This is a genomic window from Methylotuvimicrobium buryatense 5G (genome assembly GCF_000341735.1).
GTDB classification, from domain to species: domain Bacteria; phylum Pseudomonadota; class Gammaproteobacteria; order Methylococcales; family Methylomonadaceae; genus Methylotuvimicrobium; species Methylotuvimicrobium buryatense.
Map to the genome: position 1 here is coordinate 2,205,876 of NZ_KB455575.1, position 24,590 is coordinate 2,230,465.

At 49.4% G+C, this 24,590-nt stretch carries 15 protein-coding genes; 8 read left to right on the top strand and 7 right to left on the bottom strand.

The window, feature by feature from the left end:
- Positions 1-100 precede the first annotated feature (100 nt).
- The 4 genes from METBU_RS0109780 to METBU_RS23865 all read left to right on the top strand — a co-directional run bounded on the left by METBU_RS0109780 (position 101) and on the right by METBU_RS23865 (position 11,095).
- Positions 101-5,584 (top strand): glutamate synthase-related protein, encoded by a 5,484-nt coding sequence (locus tag METBU_RS0109780; protein WP_017840449.1) that lies wholly within the window; start codon positions 101-103, stop codon positions 5,582-5,584.
- 89 nt (positions 5,585-5,673) lie between these two features.
- Positions 5,674-7,416 (top strand): sulfite reductase subunit alpha, encoded by a 1,743-nt coding sequence (locus METBU_RS0109785; protein ID WP_017840450.1) that lies wholly within the window; start codon positions 5,674-5,676, stop codon positions 7,414-7,416.
- A 263-nt stretch (positions 7,417-7,679) separates the two neighbouring features.
- Positions 7,680-10,484, top strand: a complete 2,805-nt coding sequence (gene rapA, locus METBU_RS0109790; protein ID WP_017840451.1) for an RNA polymerase-associated protein RapA — start codon at positions 7,680-7,682, stop codon at positions 10,482-10,484.
- Positions 10,485-10,615: 131 nt separating this feature from the next.
- Positions 10,616-11,095 (top strand): hypothetical protein, encoded by a 480-nt coding sequence (locus tag METBU_RS23865; RefSeq protein ID WP_138767093.1) that lies wholly within the window; start codon positions 10,616-10,618, stop codon positions 11,093-11,095.
- 218 nt (positions 11,096-11,313) lie between these two features.
- On the opposite strand, the gene METBU_RS28055 is transcribed toward METBU_RS23865, so the two are convergent.
- The 3 genes from METBU_RS28055 to efp are packed head-to-tail and all read right to left on the bottom strand — an operon-like array spanning position 11,314 to position 13,018.
- Positions 11,314-11,469: a hypothetical protein gene (locus METBU_RS28055; RefSeq protein WP_017840453.1), complete on the bottom strand. Its 156-nt coding sequence runs from the start codon at positions 11,467-11,469 to the stop codon at positions 11,314-11,316.
- Positions 11,466-12,389, bottom strand: coding sequence for an EF-P lysine aminoacylase EpmA (gene epmA / locus METBU_RS0109805; protein WP_235726458.1), 924 nt, complete (start codon positions 12,387-12,389; stop codon positions 11,466-11,468). Before epmA ends, METBU_RS28055 begins: the two co-directional genes overlap by 4 nt.
- 59 nt (positions 12,390-12,448) lie before the next feature.
- Positions 12,449-13,018 carry an elongation factor P gene (gene efp / locus METBU_RS0109810; RefSeq protein WP_026130128.1) on the bottom strand — a complete coding sequence of 190 codons (570 nt, stop codon included), beginning with the start codon at positions 13,016-13,018 and terminating at the stop codon, positions 12,449-12,451.
- Positions 13,019-13,120: 102 nt separating this feature from the next.
- On the opposite strand from efp, the gene epmB reads away from it, so the two are divergent.
- Entirely contained in the window at positions 13,121-14,143 is a 1,023-nt protein-coding gene (epmB, locus tag METBU_RS0109815; protein ID WP_017840456.1) for an EF-P beta-lysylation protein EpmB, read from the top strand.
- 464 nt (positions 14,144-14,607) lie between these two features.
- Positions 14,608-16,125 carry a hypothetical protein gene (locus tag METBU_RS0109825; RefSeq protein WP_138767091.1) on the top strand — a complete coding sequence of 506 codons (1,518 nt, stop codon included), beginning with the start codon at positions 14,608-14,610 and terminating at the stop codon, positions 16,123-16,125.
- Here METBU_RS0109825 and METBU_RS0109830 read toward each other — a convergent pair.
- Together METBU_RS0109830 and bamE are read right to left on the bottom strand one after the other, a co-directional pair.
- Positions 16,097-17,023 (bottom strand): 5'-nucleotidase, encoded by a 927-nt coding sequence (locus METBU_RS0109830; RefSeq protein WP_017840459.1) that lies wholly within the window; start codon positions 17,021-17,023, stop codon positions 16,097-16,099. The two genes, METBU_RS0109825 and METBU_RS0109830, sit on opposite strands and share 29 nt — an antisense overlap.
- 195 nt (positions 17,024-17,218) lie before the next feature.
- A complete protein-coding gene (bamE, locus tag METBU_RS0109835) occupies positions 17,219-17,560 on the bottom strand; it encodes an outer membrane protein assembly factor BamE domain-containing protein (protein ID WP_017840460.1) in 342 nt (113 codons plus the stop codon).
- Between the two features lie 371 nt (positions 17,561-17,931).
- Here bamE and METBU_RS0109840 point away from each other — a divergent pair, with 371 nt between their 5' ends.
- The gene (locus METBU_RS0109840) at positions 17,932-18,477 is read left to right on the top strand and encodes a Slp family lipoprotein (RefSeq protein ID WP_026130129.1); all 546 of its coding nucleotides are present in this window, start codon (positions 17,932-17,934) and stop codon (positions 18,475-18,477) included.
- Positions 18,478-18,834: 357 nt separating this feature from the next.
- Here METBU_RS0109840 and METBU_RS0109845 read toward each other — a convergent pair whose 3' ends face one another.
- Positions 18,835-20,172, bottom strand: coding sequence for an MFS transporter (locus METBU_RS0109845; RefSeq protein ID WP_017840462.1), 1,338 nt, complete (start codon positions 20,170-20,172; stop codon positions 18,835-18,837).
- A gap of 425 nt (positions 20,173-20,597) precedes the next feature.
- Here METBU_RS0109845 and METBU_RS0109850 point away from each other — a divergent pair, with 425 nt between their 5' ends.
- Positions 20,598-21,275, top strand: coding sequence for a peroxiredoxin family protein (locus METBU_RS0109850; protein WP_017840463.1), 678 nt, complete (start codon positions 20,598-20,600; stop codon positions 21,273-21,275).
- A 236-nt stretch (positions 21,276-21,511) separates the two neighbouring features.
- Here METBU_RS0109850 and METBU_RS0109855 read toward each other — a convergent pair whose 3' ends face one another.
- Complete coding sequence (locus tag METBU_RS0109855) at positions 21,512-23,908, bottom strand: tetratricopeptide repeat protein (RefSeq protein ID WP_017840464.1); 2,397 nt, start codon at positions 23,906-23,908, stop codon at positions 21,512-21,514.
- Positions 23,909-24,590: the final 682 nt, after the last annotated feature.

Genomic DNA, 24,590 nt, shown 5'->3' on the forward strand with positions numbered 1-24,590 from the left:
CAAACCGCTCTTTTTGAAAAGTTTGACTTTAGCATGCATTGCGAGAAAAACGAACTACTAACGCTGTTGATCGCAGCATGACTGGAACGGGCTGGATATAATGACTGAAATTTCCCGAATAAACCTCAAAGAACCTTTGCTTTACGACGCCGATCTTTCCCAAGATAGCTGCGGCGTGGGTTTTATTACTCATAAACAAAGCAAACAGACTCACGAGCTACTTGTCAAGGCGCATGAAGCACTATGCACGATTCCGCACCGCGGCGGCATGAGCGCAGAAGGCATCGGCGACGGAGCCGGGGTGAATGTCGACCTATCATTGAAGTTTTTTCGAAAAATCACCGGAAACAGTAACCTGCAACTCGGAGAATTTGGCGTCGCCAACTTTTTCTTTCCGGAAGATCACGAGCGTTACGATAGTTTCGCGATCGAATTGATCGAAAAACATCTAACTCGATTCGGCCTGCCGGTCATTACTTGGCGAAACATCCCGGTAGACAGCCAAGTCATCAACGAAGCATCCAGAAAAGCGCAACTACCGATCAAGCAAGTAATTTTCGGGCGCCCGGAAGCTTTAAAGACAGCGACTCATAGCGAATTCGAACAACTGATTCAAAGCGCATTGCTGGATATCGAAGCCGATGGCTTTACCCGCGACGAATTAACCGGTTTCTACCCGCTATCGATGAGCTCGAGAACCCAGGTTTACAAAGGCCGACTGAATTCTTTCGAAGTAATACCGTATTTTATCGACCTCTACGACGAAGATCATGAAATACACACCCTATTCTTCCATACTCGATTCTCGACCAATACCGCTCCGGCAACGATGATGGCGCAACCGTTCCGCTACATGGCGCATAACGGCGAGTTAAACACCGACAAAAAAAACCGACTCAGTGAAAATGCGATCGCGCGCCTACACAACAAACATATCGTTTTCCCGTGCGGACAATCAGACTCGGGCCGCCTCGATCAAACACTGACTCGCCGAATCAATGAAGACGAACTCGATGTCGTCACGGCCGTGCTGGCGATGATGCCGCCTGCCTGGGAAAACGACACGACCCTGTCTCCTAAAGTTCGTGCGATGCTCGAGTATTTCAGTCTTTATGAAGAAAAAAATGACGGCCCCGCCGCCCTGATTTTCTGTGACGGCATACGCGTCGGCGCGCGTCTAGATCGTTTGGGGCTCAGACCTTTGCGCTCGGTTGAAACCGAAACCTATCTAGCCGTTATGTCGGAAGCCGGCCAAATCGACTTTCCGCCCAAAGACGTTATCAAACGTGGCCGTATCGAAGCCGGGGGCATGGTTTATTTCGACCACAGCACCGGACAGATTTATAACAGCCATCAAGTCTTGGAAACACTCGCCGGACAGAAAGACTATGAAGCGATGCTCCGCGAACGCAGCCTGCATATCGGCGAACTGCCAAACGTCTCCTTCGATGAATTAACCCCGGTCAACAGCCAATTCAACATCGATCAACAACACACGGCTTATTCGCTAAATCAGGAAAGCTTTAAATTCCTGCTTGATCCGATGTTGAGTACCGGTCTTGAAAAAGTTTCCGCAATGGGCTACGGAATTGCTCCGAATGCGCTTTCCGATGCCGAAGGCGGCATGTCCCGTTATTTCAGCCAGCGCTTCGCCCAAGTCACCAACCCGCCGCTCGATTCACTCCGTGAAAGCGACGGTATGACCTTGCGCGTAGCGCTCGGCGCCAAACCGACCTTTTCAGAGGGCAACAGCAAGCAATTAGTCATCGACTCGCCAATTCTGCAAAGAACGCATTTGGAACAAATCCGCAGGCAATCCAGTGTCAAGACCATCACATTGGACATGCTATTCACGCCGGACTTCGAAAACCCCAAAAATAACGAAGACCTTCTCGAGTCGGCGGTACGCGCCGTTTGTCAACAAATCGAACAAGCAGCCCGCGACAACACCGGCATCATCATTCTCAGCGACACCGGTATCGGCCGCGATAAGGCGGCGATTCCCGCCCTGCTGATGGTTGCCGCGGCGAATCAACACTTGGTCAAACAGGGACTGCGCTTCCACTCGTCACTAATTGCCGAAACAGGACAAGTCGCCAGCGCTCACGACATTGCAACAATACTCGGCTTCGGCGCTTCAGCAGTCTGCCCAATCAGCGCCTACAATCGTGTCATCAGCCAATTCACGCCCGATAAACAACAAAAAGCCCTGGATAATTTTAAAAAAGCGGCTGAAAAATCGCTGATGAAAACCATGGGCAAGTTCGGGCTCTGCACCGTGGAAAGCTATATAGGCGGCGAATTTTTCGAATCGAATTATTTGGACACCAACGAGCCGCGCCTGCAACCGTATTTCCCGAATATCAACGCGCCGGTCGGTGGCGTGCGGTATGCCGACATTGCGAAAAGCGCGGCCGAATGGCATCGCAAAGCATTAAGTATCAAGGACGAAAAAGATATTCCTTTCATCGGTTTGTTCAAGGAACGGCAAGACGGCGCAGGCCATAGCTTCGGCAACCTTGCGGTCCGGGAATATATCAACATGACCGACGAGCCGATCTTGTATATTCCTCAGGACAAATCGCCGGAAGCCAGCGATACCGCTTATTTCGATTTCGGTTATGAAAAACGCACGCCCGAACAAATCGATAATTTCGGCATAACACCGGCTTATCGCAGTTTTGCCAAAAACCTATATCAAGAGCGCGACAATCGCCCGGCCGCATTACGGGATATCATTGACCTACCGGCCGATATCAGCCAAGCGCAAAGCACGGCCGATTTCGACCGTATTTTGGGTAAGCAAAGCTTGCTCGGAAACAACAATTACATGATTCACGGCATCGCGGTTGAACGAATCGACGGGGTTAATTATTCAATAACCTTGCCTGAAAACAACAACGAAACGCGGCTGACAGCTCTTGCCGAACATTTCAAAAACCGTTTCGGCGATAGCGCCGCAACGATCAGCGTTACTAACAATGCCTGTGCAATCAAGCTCTCAGATAGCGACAATCCTTTCGGGCAATATTTGGCCAATATAAAAACGGCCCGTTCTCCGATAACATTGGCCGACGTTCAACCAGCTCATCAAATCACCGCCCGGCTCGCTTCGGGAGCGATGAGTCACGGTGCTCTGATCGCCGAAGCACACGAGGCTGTAGCGCAAGGCACCAACATTGCCGGCGCTCTCAGCAACTCCGGTGAAGGCGGCGAACACTCGAGCCGTTTCAACACGCTACGTTCGAGTAAAATCAAACAATTTGCATCGGGCCGCTTCGGCGTCTGGGCAGGTTATCTGGCCGATCCGAATATCGAAGAGATAGAAATTAAAATAGCGCAAGGGGCTAAACCCGGCGAAGGCGGTCAGCTGCCGGCACCCAAAGTGTCTGTCGAAATCGCGGCATTGCGCGGCGGCACGCCGCAAGTCGAGTTGGTCAGCCCGCCTCCGCATCACGACACCTATTCGATCGAAGACCTCGGTCAATTGATTCACGATGCCAAGGCGGCCCGCGTTCGCGTCGTCGTCAAACTCGTTTCGTCCGAAGGCATCGGAACAATTGCAGTTGGTGTCGCGAAAGCAGGCGCCGATGTCATCAATGTGGCCGGCAACACCGGCGGCACGGGAGCGGCTGCCGTCACGAGCCTGAAAAACACCGGTCGTTCTGCTGAAATCGGCATCGCCGAAGTCCATCAAGCCCTCGCCTTAAACGGCTTAAGGGACAAAGTCATCTTACGCTGCAGCGCCGCGCATCAAAGCGGACTCGATGTCGTCAAATCTGCGATATTGGGCGGCGATTCCTTCGAATTCGGCACGACGGCTTTGATGATGCTGCGCTGCGTAATGGCCAAAAACTGCAACATAAAGTGTCCAGCCGGCTTGACCACGACGCATGAGGAGTTTAAGGGCGATCCGAGAGTACTGGCGCAATATTTCATGAATCTCGCGCATGAAGTCCGCGAAATTCTGGCGGTACTGGGCTATCACAGCCTTAGCGAAATTCGCGGCCAAACCGATTTATTGCATTTAATCAATCACCCGTCTATTGTCGGACAGCTCGATTTCACAAAACTACTGACCCAAGTGCCGGTCGTCAAAGTCGAAAAACCGATTTATCTCGAAGCGAACTTCAGCATCGACGACAAAATCATCGAGCAAGTTAAATCGTCGGTGATTTTAGGCAATCAGACGCAAATCGTTATAGAAGGAGATGACTTCAAACTCAGTAATCGCAATAAAACGGTCGGAGGCCAGACTGCAATCGATATCGAACGCATACTCGCTTACGATTTAAACGAAGAACAAGTCGCTCGTTCGAAAACGATTTATACCAACCAACACGGACGGCGATATCTTGCGCCAGACTCGGTCGTTGTAAAAACGACCGGCTCGGCCGGGCAAAGTTATGCCGCCTTCATGAATGACGGCATGCGCATGGAACATACCGGCACCTGTAACGACGGCGTCGGCAAATCGGCATGCGGCGGCACCTTAATCGTTGAATCTCCAGGCGGCGGGATCAAAACTCCCGGTAATAACGTACTGATCGGTAACTTTGCGCTGTTCGGCGCGACCGGCGGCAAAGCCTTTATCAACGGCGAGGCCGGCGACCGTTTCGCAGTGCGAAATTCCGGCGCGATGGCAGTCGTCGAAGGCGTCGGCGATTTCGCCTGCGAATACATGACCAACGGTGCGGTACTGAATCTCGGCCACTTCGGCAAGGGCTTCTGTAACGGCATGTCCGGCGGTAATGCCTATCAATACGACCCTGAAAACCTGTTACCGAGGCTTTACGACAAGACTTCGGTCGAACTACACGACCTAGCCGAAGACACCGATAGAGCACGGGCGCATGAACAATTCATATTGTCCATGCTGGAACAACACGCCGATTATGCGAACTCCAGCAAGGCCAAAAATATTCTGAAAAATTGGAAAACCGAACGCAAACATTTCAAATTCACGATTCCGCTATGGTTATATAGAACACAGACAGCCGAGTTTTTAAGCCAAACCATGGATCGCAAAGCGATGATCGAAGAATTGGCGGTCTCCTACGCAACACGCCAAATCGAACAAATGAAATCGGCTTATCGGACAAAACAGCCATTATTCGGCGGCGCGATTCCCGGTTACGGCGAAACCGACACCAACTTGACCTTTAGTCTGGTTAACAGTTACGCGGTCATTGATAAGGCATTCCGGATAGCCGGCGAGCAATTGAACTTCAAGTCCGCCACGCCGACACAAGAAGCCTTGGAAAAAGCGGCTTGGAAATTAATTGAGTCCCGTCCGCGTAAAATTCAGGATGCGTTGGTTAAAGAGACTCGCGAAGCTTACAGTAATTACAGCGACGATCAACTGAGCTGGCTGTTGGCAAGCAAGCGCCTTACCGATTATAAAACCGCCTTGGCCAATCGTGATGTACAAAGCATCTACTCGATCGGCTCGACCGCTTGGATCATTGAGCAGGACACTATCAACCGCGATGCCTTGGCCGGCATTCCTGGTGTCGAACAATATCTTGCGGGACTGGTCGGTTCCAATATTATTCAGGAAATGATGGCTCCGGCTTCGGCATAATTCAATCGCACTTTTTACCAGTACCGGCATAACCTGTGAGAAATCACGGGCATGCCGGTATTACGTTCATTAATTTGTAACTAAACATGATGAAAACACCTCATATTCCACTCGATGCACCTTACAGCGACAGTCAACGAGCCTGGCTCAGTGGCTTTTTCGCGGGCATGCATACGCAAATGATACAAAGCGCCGGCAGCAAGAGCCAGGCCGACGCTCGCATCATTCATATTCTTTACGGAACGCAAACCGGTAACTCCGAAGCCTTGGCAAACGATGCCGCCGCATCCGCAAAAGCCCACGGCTTAAAACCGATCGTCAAAAGCATGGACGAAGTCGAATTGGATGCACTCGGCAAGATGGAATATCTCTTGATCATCACCAGCACTTACGGCGAAGGCGAAATGCCGGACAATGCGCAAATGCTTTGGGAAGCGATTTCGTCCGATGCGGCACCGTCGTTGCAGCACATGAAATATTCCGTACTGGCGCTCGGCGACACGAGTTACGATCAATTTTGCCAAGCCGGCATCGAATGGGATCAACGGCTTGCCGAACTCGGCGCCGAACGTATTTATGACAGGATCGACTGCGACGTCGACTTCGAGGAACCGGCCGAATTGTGGATTTCAGAAGTGATCCCACATATGGCCGAGGGCGCCTCGACGACCATTATCGTCGACTCCGACGCAGCAATGGTCGAAGCGCCGAAATATAGCCGTAAAAACCCGTTCCCGGCCAAATTACTCGTCAATCGTCTGTTGACCGCCCCCGAATCATCGAAAGAAACACGACATTATGAAATCTCGATCGCCGGTTCAGACCTAAGCTACGAAGCCGGAGACGCGTTGTGCGTATTCCCGACCAATTGCCCGGAACTCGTCAAAAACATCCTACAAACAATCAACTGTTCAGGCGAAGAAGAAGTCCCGGTCGATGGCGAATTAATGCCGCTTAACGAAGCGCTACGCGTTCATTTCGAAATCAAATTGCCATCCAAGGAACTGATCGATGAAATCGCTCGCCGCTCCGGCGATCAGGAATTGAATACGTTGCTTGAAGAAAACGATAAGGAAAAATTGACGAATTATCTCTGGGGCCGCGATATTCTAGACTTGTTGTTGCAATCCCCGGACATGGATATCTCTGCGGCCGAATTCATCGCCTTGCTGAAACCGCTACAACACCGTGCCTATTCGATATCGTCGAGCAGTAAAAAACACCCGGATGCCGTACATCTAACCGTCGCCAGCGTCCGTTACCAAAGCCACGACCGCGAACACAAAGGCGTGTGTTCAACCTTCCTGGCCGATCTCGTCGATGAAACGACCGATGTCCGCTGTTTTTTCACGCCGAACAAGGTATTCCGAGTCCCGGAAGATAACAGCCTGCCGATGATCATGGTCGGCCCCGGCACCGGCGTCGCACCTTTCCGCGCATTCCTGCAGGAACGGGAAGTACGGCAAGCAACAGGTAAAAACTGGCTATTTTTCGGCGACCGTAATGCCGCGACAGACTTCATTTATCGAGAAGAACTCGAAGCAATGCAAGCCTCCGGTCTATTGACACGGCTCGACCTGGCATTTTCCAGGGATCAGCAGGAAAAAATTTACGTTCAAGACCGAATGCGCGAACACGGCGCGGAATTATTCGCTTGGCTCGAACAAGGCGGCTATTTCTTCGTCTGTGGCGATGCCTACCGCATGGCTAAGGATGTCGATAAAGCGTTACACGATGTGATCGCCGAACAGGGAAAAATGACCGAACAGCAGGCAGTCGATTATGTCAATCAATTGAAAAAGGATAAGCGCTACGTTCGGGACGTTTATTAATCCTGGTACACACGTAACCACTGTACACCAACGATTCCAAAGTCGAGGACTATTGATTGCCACACCCATCGGAGATCAAAATTCTGCGCAGGGGCGCTCGTCAAAGAACGCCGCAAACCCAACACCTAAATTCCAGGCCAATCGGCTATTCAATTACTCAGATAATTTAGGCGCTGGGCTTTTAGAGCCTCCCCCGGTGCCGAATTTAGGTTTATCGCTCCCGATCGAAGCCTGCCTCAGGCTTCATCTAACAGGTTTGTTTCATGAATGATTTTATTCCAGGTCAACGCTGGATCAGCAACACCGAATCCGAATTGGGTTTAGGCATCGTCGTCGAATCCGAGTACAACCGAGTGACAATGCTCTTTTTGGCTACCGGCGAGCGCCGCGTGTATGCGAAAGATAATGCCCCCCTGACGCGCGTCATTTTCAGCGAAGGCGATACCATCGAGTCTGCCGATTACAGTAAATTGACCGTGACCAAAGTCATCGAACGCAATGGTCTGGTGACATATGTCGGTAAAACCGAGGAGAACCGGGAGATAAGCCTCGATGAAATGGAATTGAACCATCATATCCAATTCAATAAACCGCAAGATCGCTTGTTTACCGGGCAATTCGACCCGAGTGCTTGGTTTCAATTGCGTTATCAAACATGGCAGTACTGCCGCGAACATCAACAATCGCCGGTCAAAGGCCTACAAGGCGGACGGACGTCGCTGATCGCGCACCAATTATTCATCGCGCATGAAGCCGCCGGGCGCCCGACGCCTAGAATCATGCTTGCCGACGAAGTCGGCCTCGGCAAAACCATCGAAGCCGGATTGATTCTGCATCACCGACTCAATAACGGATTAAGCAATCGGGCCCTGATCATCGTACCCGAAAGCCTTCTTCATCAATGGCTAGTTGAAATGCTCAGGCGCTTTAATCTACGTTTCAGCATTCTCGACGAAGCGCGCTGCCTAGGTATCGAAAACATCGATATCGACTATATCGGCGAATCCGAACCGTCGACTGAAAATCCGTTCAACACCGAACAATTGATACTCTGCAGCCAGGAGTTTTTCGCGCAACATCCGAAACGGCAACAACAAGCGTTGGATGCCGGTTGGGATATGATCATCGTCGATGAAGCCCATCACTTGCAATGGAGCGAAAACTCGGCCAGCCCGGAATATTTATTCGTCGAAAATCTCGCCGCATCGACGCCCGGATTGATTTTATTGACCGCGACACCGGAACAACTCGGCAAGGAAAGCCACTTCGCTCGATTGCGCCTGTTGGACCCGAATCGATTCTATAGTTTCAGCGCCTTTCTCGAAGAAGAAACACACTTTCAACCCGTTGCCGAAGCCGCCAAATCGTTGCTGGCTAATCAAGCACTAACGCCGGACGAAAGAGCCCATTTAGCGCGCCTGGTCAAGCACGACCATGTCGATACTCTACTCAAAAACCTGGACGATCCGAAAAAATCACAGCTCGCACGCGAAGAACTAGTGAAGATTCTGCTCGACCATCACGGTACCGGCCGGATTTTGTTCAGAAATTCCCGGCAAACCGTGCAGGGCTTCCCTGACCGAGAACGTCAAGGGTACACTTTGAACGGAAGCTCAGAATCCTTGCAGGAAGACCCCCGTACACTTTGGCTCGTTGAAAAAATCAAAGCTTTAGCGGGTCAAAAAGCATTATTGATTTGCCGGCATGCGCAAACCGCGATCGAACTCGAACACATTGTCGAAAAGCGCTTCGGCATCGCTGCGGCCGTCTTTCATGAAGGCATGTCGATCATCGAACGCGACCGCGCGGCGGCCTATTTCGCCGACCAAGAAAGCTCGGCTAGACTACTGATCTGTTCCGAAATCGGCAGCGAAGGCCGCAATTTTCAGTTTGTCCATCATTTGATCTTATTCGATCTACCGGACAATCCCGACCTGTTACAGCAACGCATCGGCCGCCTCGACCGCATCGGTCAACGTCACATCATCGAAATTCATGTACCCTATTTGACCGGCAGCCGCGAACATACCCTATTCCGCTGGTACGACGAAGGTTTGAACGCCTTCCGTCACAATACTTCGGCGGGACAACGCGTCGCCGAGCTTCTGCATGATGAACTGCACACCGCGCTCGAAAAATACGATAGCGAATCGCTCGACAAACTGATTGCCAAAACTCAAACCCTAGCGCAACAAATCGAAACCGAACTGCATAACGGCCGCGATTTGCTGCTCGAACTCAATTCCTGCCGTAAAGATGACGCTCAAGAACTGATCGATCGACTCAAGCAACAGGATAATGAAGGCTTGCTATGGCCTTATATGGAAGACGTCTTCGAATGTTACGGCGTCGATACCGAATTCCATTCGGCCGATTGCTACATTCTAAGACCCAGTGAACACCTGCGCATGGCGCATTTCCCCGGACTTTCCGAGGACGGCTTGACGGTTACCGTCAACCGCGACATTGCGCTGGCCCGCGAGGAACTGCAATTTTTAACCTGGGAACATCCGATGGTCGCCGCTGCGATGGATATGATTCTGTCCAGCGATACCGGTAATGCCGGTGTCAGTGTTGTCAAGCATAAAGACCAAAAAGCCGGCCGCTTCTTATTGGAATGCTTGTTCATCGTCGAATGCAGCGCCCCGCCCGAACTGCAAATAGGACGCTTTCTGCCGCATACACCTATTCGCATCTTAATCGACCAAAACAAGGCCGACTTAACCGATACGATCGAACATATCGAGTTGATCGACTCTGGCAAAAAATTCGACAAAACACAGATCGTCGCTTTTTTGAACAGCCAACGAAAACACCTGACTACCCTGCTCGACATCGCCGAACAAAACGCCCAAGCGCAAATGAACCGGTTGATTACGGACAGTCAAAAAAACATGCTGGAGACGATGACCGGCGAAATCAAACGGTTGACTCGGCTAAAACTGGTCAATCCGTCGATTCGCGAAGATGAAATCGAATTCCAGAAAGAAACCGCGATGCTCTTGCACGAAAATATTCAAGACGCGCAATTAAGACTCGATGCGGTCAGATTTATCATTACTAGTTAAAAAACACCATTCGTAATTATTCAGCATAAGTCATGTATGAGAAGGTGTCAGGCATTAATTTATAAGGCTGTCTGCAACAGGACGTTGCAGTCAGAGCTTACAAGGATGTATTCACGCGTCCTTAGAAATCAATGTCTGACACCAACCTACCGCATGCGCTGAATAGTTACCACCATTCAATGAAAAAAGTCACGATAGAAAATTACCGCACGGATAAATTCTATCTCCGCATCGTTAAGGCAACGGCGGAATTACTGACCGATCAAGGTTATGTTGCGCCGGTTCGGCTTTTCAAAAAAATGGAACTTTTGACGGAACAGGACATCGCCGCCTGGCGCCGGGGCCGATTGCCTTATTTGGAACAAGCCATACGCTGCAATCTTGCTCAAGCCAGCCGGATTCTACGAATACTGAGATTCCATGCACACGACCTTAATCTCAAACCCTCGAATACGGTGTATCTAAGCAAGCAACCAGACAACCGAATACCGCTCAAATTCACCAAGTACGGCGACAAAAAACTTGAGGAAGCCTACACCACACACCTGGTTTCGCCACGCTTGAAAGCGGCCGAGCAACCTGCCGAAACTATAGGGGTAACCAAGGAATAACCGGCTGCGAGGAGCCAAGCATTAAAACTATGCAGGACTTTAAGCATAGAATCCTACACTAATCAAACCCTAAGGGCTTGCATTAACATTGACGGGATTACCATACCGTGCTCCAGCGATTGAGTGGTTTTGCCATCGCGCTAGATGTCCAACAACGTACCTCAAGGAGGTCAGTATAAGGGCGAGAGCTGGAGCTTGGGAAACAGCAAAAAATTGAACTAAATCTCACCTCGATCTAACCTCTTTCCTCTTTCCTCTTTCCTCTTTCCTCTTTCCTCTTTCCTCTTTCCTCTTTCCTCTTTCCTCTTTCCTCTTTCCTCTTTCCTCTTTCCTCTTTCCTCTTTCCTCTTTCCTCTTTCCTCTTTTTCTATCAAGCCCTATCGACCGAAAACGCCAAGACTTGCTCGATCGACTCGGCACCGATCATCACCATCACTAAACGATCCAAACCGATCGCCATCCCGGAGCAATCGGGCAAACCCGATTCGAGCGCCCGTAAGAAGCGCCGATCTTTGTCAACAGGCGGCAGCCCATTGCTGGCTCTAAAGTCGATTTCCTTATCGAAACGGGCCTCTTGCTCGTCGGCATTACACAATTCGTAAAAACCGTTACCCAATTCCACGCCGTCGATAAAAATCTCGACACGGTCGGTTATTGCGGGATTATCGGCATTCAGGCGCGCGAGCGACGATTGACAGGCCGGAAATCCGTAAACCATGCATAAACGGTCTTCTCCCAGATGAGGCTGCACGCAATGACTGAAAAGAAAATCCAGCCACAGCGCATGATCGTTTTCACAAATCGAAACGGCTTCAGGCAAGCCGGCGCGCTCGGCAAATTCCCGGTAAACGTAGGCCGAAAACGTTAGCGGATCGAGGCCGGTATATTTTAGAAAAATTTCTTGGTAATGAACGGTATGCGTTTGCTTAAGTGTTTTGAAAGGCTTCGCAACAACCTGAATCAACCGGTCGATTTCCGCCATTAATTGAAATAAATCGAAGCCGACTCGATACCATTCGAGCAAGGTGAACTCGGGATTATGAAAACGGCCGGACTCGCCGTTTCTGAAAGCCTTACAGATTTGGTAAATCGAACCATAACCGGCTGCCAGCAAACGCTTCATCGCGAATTCTGGGGAAGTCTGCAAATACAGCGTCTGCCGATTCGGATGAAAGCAAAATTCGGTACTGAAAAAGGCTAACTGCGGATCTGTGCCGATGCCATGGCAGAGCAGCGGCGTTTCGACCTCAAGGACTTCCAATTCGTCGAAGAACCGGCGAATCGCAGCCAGCATTCGCGCCCGCTGACGCAAATACTCCAACGAACCGGTCGGTAGCCAATCGTCCTGCGTCACTATTCTTTGACGCGCGAGACATATTCGCCGGTGCGGGTATCGACTTTGATCACTTCACCTGTTTGCACGAATAACGGTACGCGAACGACCGCGCCGGTTTCCAATACGGCCGGTTTACCGCCGCCACCGGAGGTATCGCCGCGCACGCCCGGATCGGTTTCGGTAATCGCCAATTCGACAAAATTGGCCGGCATCATAGAAAGTGGGACGTCGTTCCATAGCGTCACGGTACACATATCCTGATCCTTGAGCCAAAGCCCGGCATCGCCGACGGCTTTTTCATCAGCCTGATACTGTTCGAACGTATCCGGAACCATGAAGTGGCGGAATTGACCGTCGTTATAGAGGTATTGCATCTCGATATCGACCACATCGGCGCCTTCAAGCGACTCGCCCGATTTGAATGTTCTTTCGATGACTCGTCCGGTTTTCAGATTTCTAATCTTAACCCGATTGAATGCCTGGCCTTTACCCGGCTTGACGAATTCGTTTTCGATAATCGCTGCGGGATCACCGTCCAACATGACTTTCAATCCGGCTTTAAATTCATTGGTACTAAATGTGGCCATATTTTCCTCACGACTGCCAATTAAGAATAAAGAAATAATTAAAAATAAAAGCTCGCCATTATAATAGACGGCCGAACTGTTAGAAACTCGAAATCGCATCCGATGACCAAAAACCCTCCGTTTGTCCCGAAAATTTCCTGGCAACAAGAGCTTACCGAAGCCTTCACGACTTTCGAAACGCTTTGCGCTTTTTTGGAACTCGACCCAAAAAACTTACCGATATCGGAACAAGCCGCGAAGCAATTTGCACTGAAAGTACCGAAAAGCTTTGCCGAAAACATGCATAAGAACGATCCCAACGATCCTTTATTGCTGCAAGTCCTGCCGATTCACGATGAAACCCTCGCCTACCCGGGCTTCAACGACGACCCGGTCGGCGATCTCATGGCTACCCGCGAAAACCATATTTTGCACAAATATCAAGGCCGAGTTTTGATGATCAATACCGGAACCTGCGCGATCAACTGCCGATATTGCTTTCGCAGAAATTTTCCGTATGCCGATTACCAACTCGGACGCCAAAAGCAAAACCGGGCCATCGACTATATTGCCAACGACCCGAGTATTTCAGAAGTCATTCTCAGCGGCGGCGACCCTTTGTTATTAAGCGATAGCCGTCTAGCCGAACTCATCGAGCAGCTAAATGCGATCGAACATCTAACCCGCATCCGCATTCATAGCCGCATCCCTATCGTGCTGCCGTCGCGAATTACGGATGAATTAATCAAAACCCTGAATAACGCACGACCAAGCGTTACGATCGTCATGCACTGCAATCATGCCAACGAGATTAGCCCTGCCGTCGAGATCGCCTGCCGAAAACTTAAGCATGCCGACATGATGCTCTTCAATCAGGCTGTTTTGCTGAAAAACATCAACGATAACGCCGAACAATTGTGTCGGCTTAGCGAAACCTTATTTCACAACGGCATCGTACCTTATTATTTGCATTGTCTCGACAAAGCAACCGGCACCGGACATTTTGAAGTTTCCGAAGCAGAAACTTTAGGCTTATACGAAGCCATGCAAAAATACCTACCGGGCTATCTAGTTCCGAAATTGGTGAGAGAAGTGGCTGGGGCACCATACAAAAAACCAATCGAAGCATCGGAACGTGTACTTTAAAATTTAGGCTATGTTCGCGTTATTAGTTGATACTTTTGAACTTAAACCCAACATGAACCCCAAGGATTCGACTCTGAATAACTTTTTTTTTCAATATCGCGCCAATGGCTGAAAGGAGGGTACGGTTGCTCGATTGACAGGTGTCGGCAGCAGGGCAGATTTTTGCTCCTGCAAAATCTGCATTCATACCATCCATGGCAATCAGATTCCGCCGTCAAGCCTACATGGACGTATTCACGGCGTCCTGTCAAGCGAGTAATCGTACCCTCTTCCACGCTCAGCGTATTGGAAAGCAATCATTGACTATTTCCTAAGTGGTTTATTTAGTAGGAAAGAGAATCGTTTCAACTGCTAACGCGAACATAGCCAAAATTTACAGGGACGAAGTGCGGATAATTTCTCAACGAAAAAAAACATAGAGTCTACAATGTAACAGCTTAATGAATTGTCAAAAGTCAGATACGATGAAAAAATCTGAATCACTTCCTTTTACGTTGGAACAAGACGCGGTAGCCGATTGGTTAAGTCGACTCGACGTAAAAGATTCCATTGCCTCAGGCGCAACGCTTTATGCGGCATTAAAAAAAATACCGCATATTCGATTCGGCGATAAAGATCTGCTGGCCGTACTCGATACCTTAACCCCGTCGGTCTTACATATTTCCGATAATTTGATCGCATCATTATTACCATCGATCATTGCCGAAGGCTCGGTGAACCCAAAATCCCGCAAACTTGCCAGACTCAGTAGTCAATTGTTACGTAGCCACTGCCTTGCCTACTGCCATGCATCTACGGCCCAATCCTTAAACGAAAAACGCAAGGCTCATGCCATCTTTACGGCCATGCAAATCGCCGGACTGACAATGCGAACCAATACATTGTTTTCGGAGCGGAATTCCTCGACGCTTTGGCAAAAGACGGGAAAACTCTATCGAATCGCACGCAATGAACAATTAATCCCTATTTCGTTATCGAGCAAAATTCCGGCATTTAAAGTGCATAAATCGATATCGTCGGTGTTAAAACGCAATCTGTTGTTCGCATTATTCGACCCTTACCCTGCACCAGCGCAACGCATCATCGCTTATTTCGATCTCGCCGATCGCATTGCCGATTTAGTAGCGTTCGAAAAATCACTGAACCCGTCTTATAACTTTTACTGGGACGGTTGCGATAAAACCTTGCATCAAGACATTCCTGATATCCCTGGCGAAAACGGCCTTATTTTCAACACCGAGGAGGTTGCGCAGCATCTTTCAGGCCTAGCACCGGAAATGGAGGGGCAAGACGATTTATATTTCACGTTACGTCAAAAAATTAGCGGCTACCAAGATATTCTCGATTCGGTGATACTATCAAAGCCCACAGCTTATTGTTATACCGTCGGTATGACGGCAATAAGCGAACGGCTGAAGCACCTTGAAAGGATTTTTAAGATCCATCGATTGAGCGGCCCAATGGACAAAGCCGAGGCGCTGAGCAAAATGGAACTAATCCCGATGGAAAGTGAATTCAAAATGCTAAGCCCTCGCCAGCTGCATCTATCGCAAGAAAGCGGCAAAAGCATTAAAGTTGAATGGATTAATATACAACAGACGAAGTTTACGCAGTACCTCCTAGGTCATGCAAAGAACGAACGACTCACCGCCGGCCAACCGATTTTCCTCTACAATCAACAAGAAATACCTTGCATCGGCATAATCCGAAAAACAATCAAAAGCTCATCCCCTATACAACAGATGTTGATAGAAACATTACCGGGGGAAGCCAATTCCGTTCAATTCCGCATTCAAACAACGACTATCGAAGCCTTATTGGTCGATTCGCCGTCAAAAACCGAAACCGTCTTATTGCCGCCCGGCAAATATTCGACAGGAGACGAATTGGTCCGGGTCGAACAACTCGACAAACGTTATTATCTCAACAAGCTGATCGAAGCCGGGGAACATTTCATGCATTATCGGATCGTTTCCGATTAGCGACACCGTGCGGCACATGAGCAGCGGCAACATGCCGTGCAGCCGATTCGCAATGGCCTTGCTGATCGTCGAAAAAGATATCCGCACCGAAAGCGTCCAAGAAAGGGCCTTTCGGCATGCCGCCTAAAAATAAAGCCTCATCGATTCTGATACCCCAAAGTCTAAGCGTCCTAACCACCCGTTCGTGAGCCGGTGCGCCTCTCGCGGTTACTAAAGCCGTTCGAATCGGGACGGCATCCGGATCGAACTGAGCCTGGATACGATGCAGAGTACTCAAAAACTCCTTGAAAGGGCCGCCGGGCAGTGGATTTTTGGCTTGACTGCATTCGTTTTCGGTAAATGCGCTTAGACCGCGCTCTTGATAGATACGCTCGGAATCGTCCGAAAACAATACCGAATCGCCGTCGAATGCGATACGCAATTGATCATGAGACTTTTTCAGCGAAGAACCCGACAATATCGTCGCGGCCGCATAACCGGCCGCCAAGGCGTTAGCGACGTCGACCGCATTCGACGAAAGAAACAAATGCGCGCCGAATGCACGAATATATTCGTAAGGCGAAACACCGCTGGTAAACGCCGCGCGGGAAATATCGAGCTTATGATGCGCGATCGAATTAAAAATTCTAAGACCGGTATCGGCACTGTTGTGAGACAACAAGATCACTTCGACGATCGGGCCGCTTTTGCTGATGGCGTTCAACGCTAGAAACTTCTTGACCAGTTCATAACCGAAACCGGGCTCCAAAATCTCATCCTCATGCTCGATCTGGTAACGGCAAAAAGCCTCTTTACCTTCCGTTTCGAAGATCCGATGCGACTCGTCCAAGTTGAACAAAGCCCGGGATGAAACCGCAACAACCAGTTTTTGATGCGTGATCTCGATCGGCGCCGTCATATCATCGGCACTTAGGAACGAGCATGAAATAACTTCGATAACTGTTGGAAGGGGTTCGGTGGCTCGCTTGACAGGTGTCGGCGGCCGGAATAGCCGCCGTCAAGCCTACATGGACGTATTCACGGAGTCCTGTCAAGCGAGTCACCGAACCGCCACAATGCGTAATGCTTGTAGAAGTTATTTTGTACATATTCCTTATTTTTTACTGGTATTAAAGGTATACGACCTAACAATGCCGTTATTGTCGAAGCGAATGACCAAATCCTCGGTTTCGGCCGGCCCGAATAAAGAATATTTATATTTTCCGTACGTCCAAGTGTGACGACCGTCTTCCATGCCCATCCGCCATGGCTGACCAAACATTTCCCGTACTTGATTTTGAGTCGTCTCGCCGATTTTCAGATCCATCACCCGCGATGCGGCAAAATCCTTACCGACCGTAGCGCAACCGGAAAGCCCCGCGACACCTATCGAACCAGCAAACAACATGAGGCTTAAATTCAAAGCCCGTAAAGAAGATAAACCAACAATATTCATAGCAATTGATCCTAGTCGATTAAACAATTTGATAAAAACAGCATGGAAAAGCCATCATTCGACACGATTCCAACGCGAGAGTCGTATTTGAATATTGAGCTATATTAACTGTTTACAAGGGTTTTATGCATCTTATTTATACACGCCCCTAAAAACCGCGTTCAAACACCATGAAACGGCGGCCGCTCAAAAGCTGTAAACAGGCACTCGCGGAAATGTCGAAAAAATTCGCCCAGCGATAATGAAAAAGCTTTCATCACCCCGGAAAAGAATTTGCTTGGGTTAGCGAGGAGGCACTTTCATAGTAAAATGAATTAGGCGTTAAAAAAAAGGTCTGAAACTAGCATCAATAAACACCGTGAGCCCAGGCTATGAAATGGTTTATCCTCTTTTCCGCACTCTTCTTATCGGGATGTTCCAGCCTGCCCGTGGCGATACAAAAAGCACCGGTACCAGACATTCAATATACCGAAACCATCGATCGCATCGACACCTATAAAAATTATCGAGTACGCTGGGGCGGCACAATTATCCAAGTCGACAACGAGGAAAATCTTAGTCGACTACAGATTCTTCATTACCCGTTGGACAGATTCGGAAGACCGCAAACCGACCAAGAAGCCTCAGGCCGATTCATCCTGGAAACTCCCGAATTTTACGATCCTGCCGTTTACCGTAAAAACACCCAAATCACCGCCGCCGGCACTCTGAAAGGCAGCGACACGCTTAAAATCGGCAACAAATCACTGAATGTGCCCGTCGTTGAAATCCAAACGGTTCATCGTTGGCCCGAACGCACGCAAAGAGATTGCCGTACCGATTTCGGAGCAGGCTTCGGTTACGGACCTTACCCCTGGGGCTTTTATCCTTATGGATACTACCGCTACCATCCTCGTTTTTATTATCCGTGGTATTAATCCCAATTTCGGCATAAACGCTTAATGCACCGGGAAATAAATTTACCATGTGTTTCATGGTTAAACTGCCTAATTTACTGTGAAAGTTCGTAGATTGAGACTCTTTATCTAATTTTTCGATATGTAACACAATGCCAACTCCGAAGAGGGTGCGGTTGCTCGATCGACAGGCGTCGGCGGCAGGGCAGATTTTTGCTCCTGCAAAATCTGCATTCATGCCATCCCTGGCAATCAGATTCCGCCGTCGAGCCTACATGGACGTATTCACGGCGTCCTGTCGGGCGAGTAACCGCACCCTCCCACGCCCTCGCACTTTCATTTACTGGGGCGATTGCCTGGCTTTCATGAACGTTAGGATTATAAAACACACTCCCTGTCCGCTTTCTCGGCGGCGGCACGCCCGTTTGCCTCACTGACTTGTCGACTGAAATACAAAGCCGCGCCAAATAGTACGATACAAAACAAAATCGCGCTTTTCAGCCCGACCAAAATCTGCAACAAACCGATTGCCATCAAGCCGAACATGCCGGCCAACTTCATCGATAAGCCCCAAAAGCCGAAATACTCGGCGGAACGCGACAACGGCGAGAACAAGCCGATCAGAGTTCGAGTCGACGATTGGCAAGACCCCAGACTCAACCCCGCGACACTACCGACGAATAAAAAAACATATTGCGCTTGCCAAGCGACATTGAACTGAGACTGCATCATTTCAGTAAACACAGGCGTCAGATAAATCATTGCGATAGCCGATATCCACAATATCAAAGTCAGTCGATAAGTAAACAACGCACCCAACTTATCTTGTATGAAACCGAAAGCCACCGCCCCTAACGCTGCGGTAATCTGCACAATAATGAACATCCAAGTTCTGACCTCCTCGTCCCAACCGATAATTTGCGCGCCGTAGATGAATGCATACGTAATGATGATATATATACCGCTCATCGCGAAAAAAATCGACACCAACATTACCGCTAGGTCGCGGTGATCCTTGATATGTTCAACCGTATTGCGAACTCGGCCGATACCAATACGGAAATATCCCGTTCCGGGCGGTAACGAACAAGGCACGCCACGCTCCTTGACCCATAAAAAAGTCGGAATCGCCGCAACCAAAAAAAATACGGCCGCCCAAGGGCCCACCCAACGAATGCTTTCAAAATTTTCGGCGCTAACTTCACCCAGCACCAACAACACAAAAATCGCCGAAACCATACCGCCGACATAACCAAGCGCCCAACCGAAACCGGAAATTTTACCCAAATCATCCGGCGGGCCGAGGTCGGGCAAAAATGCCGCAATAAATGCTTCGCCGATTGAATATGCGAAATTGGAAATAATCAACAATAATACGCCCAACCACGCCAAACCCGGTTCGACAAAATAAAGCGCTGCCGTACTGAACACAGTCAATAAGTAACTACCGAATAAAAAACGTTTCTTATTGGCTGTGTAATCCATAACCGCGCCTGCTATGGGCGAAAAAATCACGACGCCCAAATAACCGATCGCCAAAGACACACTCCAAAGCAGATTACCAAGCCGGTAATCGGGTGCATCGCCGACGATCACTCGCGTAAATAAATCGCCGAAGACGACCGTTACAATCAGCAAGGTATAAGCCTGATTTGCAAAATCGAACATCGCCCAACCGAATATTTCTTTATTCGACGCTCTAACACGTGGATTCATTGCCTTATTCCTGACTTGAAATGACTGACTTTGAGAAATTCTGAGTGATTCCCGTAAAACCGACATTATAGACTCGGAAAATAAATTGATTTGTAAGTATTAAGGAACGAGCATGAAATAACTTAGACAACTGTCGGAAGGGGGTTTGGTGACTCGCTTGACAGGTGTCGGCGGCAGGGATAGCCACCGTCAAGCCTACAGGGACGTATTCACGGCGTCCTGTCAAGCGAGTCACCAAACCGCCACAAAGCCTACTACTTGTATAAGTTATTTTGTGCATATTCCTAAGCTCCTTCGCTGTATCTCAAACTCCGGCTTGGGAACGAGCGAAAAACCTTTTTCGACAATGATGGTCGAAATGAAACACTTACTCCAAAAATCTTACTTTGCGAGTCCGAAACCCTAACAACATATTCGAGTAAATTATGATGAATAAAATACGAATAGGCCAAACCGTCCCACTTTTGCCTGTATCCGATTGGATACAGGGAAACCCCATTGATTTAACACAGCAAAACGGGCGCGTCGTACTGATCGAAGTCTTTCAACTCAATTGTCCCGGCTGCTTCCTCTATGGCTTGCCCCAGGCAATAGAAATGCATCGAAAATACTCCGATAAGGGCCTGACGGTCATCGGCATATCAACGGCTTTCGAAGATTTCGATAAAAACACGCTGGACAACTTAAAGCTTTTGGTTAATCAACAACAGGTCATCGGGCATTCCTATCGCGTCTTAGCCGAACATGATTTGTTGGATGACGGCAAGCTGTCCTATCGGGTCCCATTTCCATTGGCGATGGACCGTTTGATCGAACGCCGGGCAAACTTCACCGACGAAGAAATTACCGAGTTCATAAATTCGCGTATTCCCGATTTCGAGCAACAAAGCGATCTGCAACGCGAGCAAATCCGGCAAAATGTAGCCTTTTATCTTGAAGGCCTTAAATACCGTGCCGAAACCTTCGAGCTTTTCGATCTGCAAGGCACGCCGTCCAGCATCCTGATCGACAAAGAAGGCAGGTTGGCCGAATGCTTGTTCGGACATGATCCCGAACTGGAATTCAGGATTCAAAAACTGCTTGAAGCAGAAATACAAAAATGATGTTTTTTGCCATTCAGTTGGCAAAGAATTATCGACGCATCAGAAGCCCTTATCGGACCAGTTCGCAACCAAACCAACCCGATCCGATCATCGCGACGAAGGCGTCGCTCCCACAAAGGGTTTCCAAGCGCTTTGGGAGCGACGCCTTCGTCGCGATTTCGAAGCCCGGAGGGACAGTTATAAAGAAAAGATATCGAAGCCGCCCAGGCTAAATAAACTACACAACCAAAAAAGATTCAAACATCCTCGAGCATCTTCAAGATCTGTTGGGCTTCTTCGATACCGATGAATTTTTCATCTTTGCCGACAGCCCGCTCGAGATGCTGTTTCGCCCGTTTGTGATCGCCTTGTTTGAAATACACCATACCCAACCGGTATTGAGCGATCGCCGACTCGGGTGCTAGCGCAGTGACTTTCAACAACAACTCTTTCGCTTGTTCGTAACTGCCTTGCTTATAGGCCAACACGGCGACCGTAAACAACATATCGGGATGACCCGTTTTCGCCAAAGGCGCGGCCAATTTAGCGGCACGATCCAACGTTGCGCTATCGCCGCCCAGTTCGGTCAAATAACGGACCCAATTATTCAAAGCAACGGCCGAAGTCGGTTGCATACGGTAATTTTCCTCCAACAAGGCAAGCGCTTTATCATGAGCTCCGTCGCGGTGATAAAGCGCAACCAAATCGCCGGTCAACGTCGTCGATGCCGTTTTTTCGATGCCTTTTATCAAAACTTCGACCGCTTTGGTTTTATGGTTTTGATTGAGATAAATACCGGCCAAATTGCGGTACGGACTTTCCCACTCGGGCTTGATATCGATCGCCTTGTTGAATGCGGCGACCGCATCGTTCGCTTTGCCCGCCGCGGCCAACACGCCGCCCATCAAATTGTAAGCGACAAAATGCTCGGGTTGCCGCTTCACGGCTTCTTGAAGCTTGGCCAAAGCGCGGTCCGGCTTATTCAATTGCAGCTGGGTATTGACCAATTGCGTCAACGGTTCGATTGCATCGGGTTGATTGACCAACGCATCGGCAAAGCGCTCGACCGCCTTTTCGGAATTACCTTCGGCTTGGTATGACAAACCGGCCAGATAGTACCCCGTCGCTTCATCGGGAAAAGCTTGCTGCACGGCGTCCGATACTCGACGGGCTTGCTCCCATTGCCGTTGAGACAAATAAATCTTGAACAAAGCTTCCAATCCTTTTTTATGATTGGGATCGGCTTGCAACAGCGCGCCGATTTGCTGAACGGCTTTGCCGGGATTACCAGTAGTGAGCAACAATTCGGCCAATTCAAGCCTCGCATTCTCGTCGGCCGGCTGCAATTGCACGATTTTTTCAAGATTTTCCAGCGCCGGCACCGGATCTTGATTTAACCGATGAGCGGTGCTCAACAATTTCAATACGGCAACATCGTTCGAGCGGTCCGCCAACACTTCACGAAAGTCTTGGATCGCGTCGGTCAAGCGGCTTTCGGCGAGCGCCAACTCGCCGCGCAAAATCAAGGCATCGCTTTGTTTGGGCTGTTTGTGCAACACGAATTCGAGTAATTCGGCAGCTTGACTGTTTCGGCCGGTATTGGCGTAGAGCCTAGCCAAGCGATTTTCGGCATTGATGCCCTGAACGCCGGAAGAGTCGGCCTCGACTATCTCCAATAACGCTTGCTCGGCTTTATCGGTCAGATTTTGTGCCAGATACAAATTAACCAAGCCGAACTTCAACACAAAGTCGTCGGGATATTCTTCCAAGAGCGGAATCAATTCGGCTTCGGCGATTTCCGGCCCCCGCTTTTCGGTCAAGAAATCGAGCAGATTGACAATCGCTTGCCGATTGTCAGGCAAATCGATAACGGCATCGCGCAGTACGCTTTCAGCCTTGTCGAGTTGATTGTGCTCGATCAAAAACAAAGCCAATCGCTTACGGTGCAACAAGGGTTTCGGTTCGATTTTAATAATGTCTTCGAATGTTTTTTCGGCCTTGTCGAAAGCTTGAGTCTTGACGTATAGATTGACCAGCATCAAGAGTAACGAAGTATCGTCGGAATTTTGATCGGCATAACCGCGTACAAACTCGATCGCTTGATCCAGTTTGCCCGATTTGGCCTTGAGCGACGCGAGCAGCAATACAGCCGGAACGTCTCCCTGCCTTTTCGCGAGCGCGGCTTCCGCCTTAACGATCGCGGCATCGCTACTATTTTGCGCGGCCAAAATCCCAGCCTGCAAAACCAAGGCATCGGGACTCTCGGCATCGATAGCCAACGCCTGTTTCATCAATGTCTCGGCATCTTGGACTTGACCTGCCAACAGATAGATTTGTCCGAGTTTGACGCGGGCCTTCAAATGTTTCGGATCGGCATTGACGACCTGCCGGTAAAGGTCTGCGGCTTGTTGTACATTGCCCAACTTTACCGAAGTCTCGGCAGATTCGAACAAGGCTTCAACTTGATCCGGCTTGAATTCGAGCGCCTGTTCGAAAGCGGCAAGGGCTTGCTCGTAATCACCCGCTTTAAATAATTGCTTACCTTGTTCGAGATATTCGTTCATTTGACGTTCGGTGTCGTCGCAGGCAGTCAAGGCTGCGGAAGAAAGGATGATAAAAAGAATGGAACGGTACTTTCGTATAAAAGACTTCATGAATAGTTTTTTGGTTCTGAAATTCGGGCACTCCTGATGGATTTTCCGATTGTAGTTTCTCCGCATTCTCCTAGTGCGGAAGCGGTTTGGAGAGATAATTGGTATAAGTTTTTGCTCCTTCCCAAGCTCTAGCTTGCACTGCCATTAAGATATCGAAACCCCTGTCATTCCGCCAAGGAGTGGCGGAATCCAGTGCCATGGATGGCAAGCACTGAATACATCCGTGTAGTCTGGATGTCGGCAATCCATGCCGACATGACGGCTTAACATAATGACAGTGAGTTTTCTGGTTCCCACGGTCCTCCCTGAAAATCCATACGTTGGTTGCCGAGACAAGATCGGTATGCATTCCCACGGAGGACCGTCACTGTCATTAAGTTAAGGGAAACCCGTCATTCCGCCACGGACTGGCGGAATCCAGTGCCATGGATGGCGGGCTTTTGAAGCACATTCGAGCCTGAATGCGGAAAATGCCAGCATTACTTATTCTTTGGCGGCTTAACTTAATGGTAGTGACGGAGGACCGTGGGAATGAGGGAATACTTTCACAGTCTCTGGAGCTTGGGAAACAGCGGAACAACGCTTTCACTAAAGGTATTCTATGTACAAAATGCCCTGCTGTCTTAGCCAATGAGACTTCGATGACTTTTATTGCGACCCGCCTTTGGCGGCTTCGATATCG